The 3311-nt window shown below is 72.1% G+C and carries 5 protein-coding genes; 4 read left to right on the top strand and 1 reads right to left on the bottom strand.

Going from position 1 to position 3311, the window contains the following annotated elements:
* From CCN39_RS43370 to CCN39_RS43360, 3 genes are all read left to right on the top strand, one after another.
* On the top strand, window positions 1–163 hold a 163-nt coding region (locus tag CCN39_RS43370), incomplete at its 5' end, for an ATP-dependent helicase C-terminal domain-containing protein (RefSeq protein ID WP_143264375.1).
* A 70-nt stretch (window positions 164–233) separates the two neighbouring features.
* Window positions 234–1148, top strand: coding sequence for an ATP-binding cassette domain-containing protein (locus CCN39_RS43365; protein ID WP_086852474.1), 915 nt, complete (start codon window positions 234–236; stop codon window positions 1146–1148).
* Entirely contained in the window at window positions 1145–1930 is a 786-nt protein-coding gene (locus CCN39_RS43360; protein ID WP_086852472.1) for an ABC transporter permease, read from the top strand. Before CCN39_RS43365 ends, CCN39_RS43360 begins: the two co-directional genes overlap by 4 nt.
* A gap of 545 nt (window positions 1931–2475) precedes the next feature.
* Here the strand turns inward: CCN39_RS43360 and CCN39_RS43355 are convergent.
* On the bottom strand, window positions 2476–3018 hold the full coding sequence (locus CCN39_RS43355) for a TetR/AcrR family transcriptional regulator (protein ID WP_167455359.1): 543 nt from the start codon (window positions 3016–3018) through the stop codon (window positions 2476–2478).
* Between the two features lie 50 nt (window positions 3019–3068).
* Between CCN39_RS43355 and CCN39_RS43350 the strand changes: the two genes are divergently transcribed.
* A partial coding sequence (locus CCN39_RS43350; RefSeq protein ID WP_244211275.1) for an FAD-dependent oxidoreductase occupies window positions 3069–3311 on the top strand: 243 nt, incomplete at its 3' end.

The raw sequence follows: 3311 nt of genomic DNA, 5'->3' as shown, positions 1-3311 counted from the left end.
CCCCGCCGGCCGGCCGGCCGCGATCACCGCCGACCTGGCGTCGTTCTGGACGTCCGGCTACCCCGCCGTCCGCGCCGACCTGCGCGGCCGCTACCCGAAGCACCCCTGGCCGGAGGACCCCGCGGGCGCCGTCCCGACCCGGCACACCCGCCGCCGCACCTGACGAAAGTCGGGGGTGGCCCGCGACCGTCGTCCGATGCCCGCGCGCCCCCGCGGGCCGCAGACTTCGACGCATGATCGCACTCAGAGGACTCACGAAGCGCTACGGGGAGAAAACCGTCGTCGACGCGCTCACCTGCGACGTCGCCCCGGGCCAGGTGACCGGCTTCCTCGGCCCCAACGGCGCCGGGAAGTCGACGACCATGCGGATGACCGTCGGGCTCGACCACCCCCAGGCGGGCGAAGCCCTGGTCGGCGGGAAGCGGTACGCCGAGCTGCGGCACCCGCTGCGCGAGGTCGGCGCGCTGCTCGACGCGAAGGCCCTGCACCCCGGCCGCAGCGCCGGCAAGCACCTGTTGTCCATGGCCCGCAGCAACGGCATCGCGGCGAGCCGCGTCGAAGAGGTACTGGCGACCGTCGGGCTGTCCGACGTCGCCGGCAAGCGGGCCGGCCAGTTCTCCCTCGGCATGGGCCAGCGGCTGGGCATCGCGGGCGCGCTGCTCGGCGACCCCGGGGTGCTGATGTTCGACGAGCCGGTCAACGGCCTCGACCCGGACGGCGTCCGCTGGGTCCGCCAGCTGATGCGATCACTGGCGGCCGAGGGGCGCACGGTGTTCGTCTCCAGCCACCTGATGAGCGAGATGCAGCTGACGGCCGACCACCTCGTGGTGATCGGCAAGGGCAAGCTGCTGGCCGACGCCCCGGTGGCGGAGTTCATCGCGGGCAATTCCCGCACGACGGTCTCGGTCCGCGTCCCGGCCGACGCCGAACGCTCGTCGCTGGACGCCCGGTTGCGCGCCGAGGGCGGGCTGACCCACCCGGGCGACCCGGGCGAGCTGGTGGTGGACGGCATCGACGTCACCCGCGTCGGCGACCTCGTGCACGAGCTCGGGATCCGGGTGCACGGCCTCGCCGAGCGGACGGCCTCGCTCGAGCAGGCGTACATGGAACTGACGGCTTCTTCGGTGGAGTACGGGGTGTCGGCATGACGGCAACGGCGGAAGTACGCGGCGGCGGCCTGCCGGGCGCGGTGGCTTCGGAGTGGACGAAGTTCTGGTCGGTCCGCGCGACCTGGTGGTGCCTGGCGGGCGGAACGGCGCTGATGTTGTTCTACAGCACGCTGTCGGCCATCGCCCAGAACATCGGCGACGAGCCGCAAGGAGCCCCCACGATCGCCCTGGGCGGTGGGTTCTACCTGGCCCAGTTCGCGGTGATCGCGCTGGCGACGCTGTTCGTGACGAGCGAGTACGCGGGAGGAGGAATCCGGTCGACGCTGCTGTGGACCCCGGTCCGCTCCCGGGTGGCCCTGGCGAAGGCGGCGGTGGTGCTGCCGGTCCTGTGCGCGTACGGAGTGCTGCTGTCCTGCGCGGGAATGGCCCTGGCCGCCGTGGTGATGAACGACCACGGCCTGCCGACGTCCCTCGAAGCGGGCTTCACAACGGCATCGGGCATGGGCGGCTATTTCGCGTTGCTCGGCTTGCTGTGCACGGGAACGGCGTGGGCACTGCGCAGCGCGGCGGGGACACTGGTGTCGGTGATCGTGCTGCTGGTCCCGCTGCCGCTGATCGTGGCCTCGCTGGGCCTGCCGGAGGCGATGCCGTACTTCCCGGGCATCGCGGGCGTGAACGCCATGGTCGAGGAGGGCCGGCCGAACCCGATCACGATGACGGTGGCACCGTACGCGCCCTGGGTGGGACTGCTGATCTGCGCAGCATGGGCAACGGGGGCGCTCCTGGCGGGCGCGGCGGTGTTGCGGCGCCGGGACGCCTGACATCGAAAGCCACTCCCAGAGTCGTGGCAACACTGCTGTCCGCATGTACGGATCCGGCTCGCTGACCGGGGGGCTGCCGAGCCTGGTCCTCCGGTGTCCACGATCAGCCGCGAACCGGGCCACAACCAGCAGTCCGGCGAGACGTATCAGCCGAACGCCGCGCACGGGCGGGGCCGCCGCACGGGCGGCCCCGCCGCAAGACCGGCGAACTGACCGCCGAGCCGGGCCTTCCGCGGTCCACACCCAGCCGAACGCATGACACAGCGACCACCCACCGGACTCAGAACCGGGACGCCACGGCGGGCACCGTCGCCTCGACACCGCGACAGCCGAACCGCTTCCTGATTGCCTGCACCCCGAACGGTGCATTCAGCGGCGCGATCCCGATCTCGTGAGGGAGTGAAGCAACTCCTGAAACCCAGGTGTGGCCGCGGGGGCGCCCCCCGGGTCCAGTCTATCGGGGCTGCTCGGCACAATCCGGAAATCGCGGCCACCGCGGGCCGGTTGTCCACACCACGGCAAGAATGTGGACAACCGGCCCGAGGTCACTCCACGCCGATCCCCGCCAGGATCTCCCGGGCGCTCGCCACCAGCTCCGCCAAGCCGGGCGGCGCCAGCGATCCCGTCCCCGCCAGCGCGCCGAAGATCGTCCCCTCCATCCAGTCCACCACGATCCTCGCGTGCCGCTCGGCGGATGACGACCCGGCCGCCTCCAGGACCGAAGCCGCGAGGCGGCGGATCTGCAAACCGCCCTCGTCGTACACCGCGCGCAGCTCCGGGCGCCGCGTCGCCTCCAGCGCGAACTCGTACCGCGCCAGCATCCGCGTCCGACCCGAAGTGATCGCCTCGAAGGCATATCCCGCGATGAACTCCGCCAACGACCCCGACGACCGTGGCAGCGCCTGGTCCAGGACCACGATCCGCGCGATCGTCAGCTCCAGCAGCGCCGCCCGCGTGCGCGCGTAGTACGACGTCGATCCCACCGGCAGGCCCGCCTCGCGATCCACCGCCCGATGGGTCAGGCCGCGCATCCCCTCCGCCGCGATCACCGAGATCGCCGCGTCGGCGATCACATCAACCCGTTCCACGAAACCCACTCTACAGGTGTAGAGTCCTCTACACCTGTAGAGGAGGCGACATGCACGCGATCGTGGTCGGCGGCGGCATCGGCGGCCTGGCGGCAGCCGCGGGGCTGCACCGGGTCGGCTGGACGGTCACCGTCCTGGAAAAAGCACCCGAGTTCGGCGACGTCGGCGCCGGCATCTCCCTCTGGCCGAACGCCCTGCGCTGCCTCGACGAACTCGGCGTCGACCTCGGCGAGCACCTGGCGCCGCAGCGGGAAGGCGGCTTCCGCGACCGGCGCGGCCGCCGGATCACCCGC

This window comes from Amycolatopsis kentuckyensis (assembly GCF_002155975.1).
Lineage (GTDB): Bacteria > Actinomycetota > Actinomycetes > Mycobacteriales > Pseudonocardiaceae > Amycolatopsis > Amycolatopsis kentuckyensis.
Note: the sequence above shows the minus strand (reverse complement) of the source record. Positions and strands in the feature narration are given on the sequence as shown.

What these genes read in the sequence shown, in the direction of transcription:
- CCN39_RS43365 (WP_086852474.1), top strand. Translation starts at nt 234, where the DNA reads ATGATCGCACTCAGAGGACTCACGAAGCGCTACGGGGAGAAAACCGTC.
- CCN39_RS43360 (WP_086852472.1), top strand. Translation starts at nt 1,145, where the DNA reads ATGACGGCAACGGCGGAAGTACGCGGCGGCGGCCTGCCGGGCGCGGTG.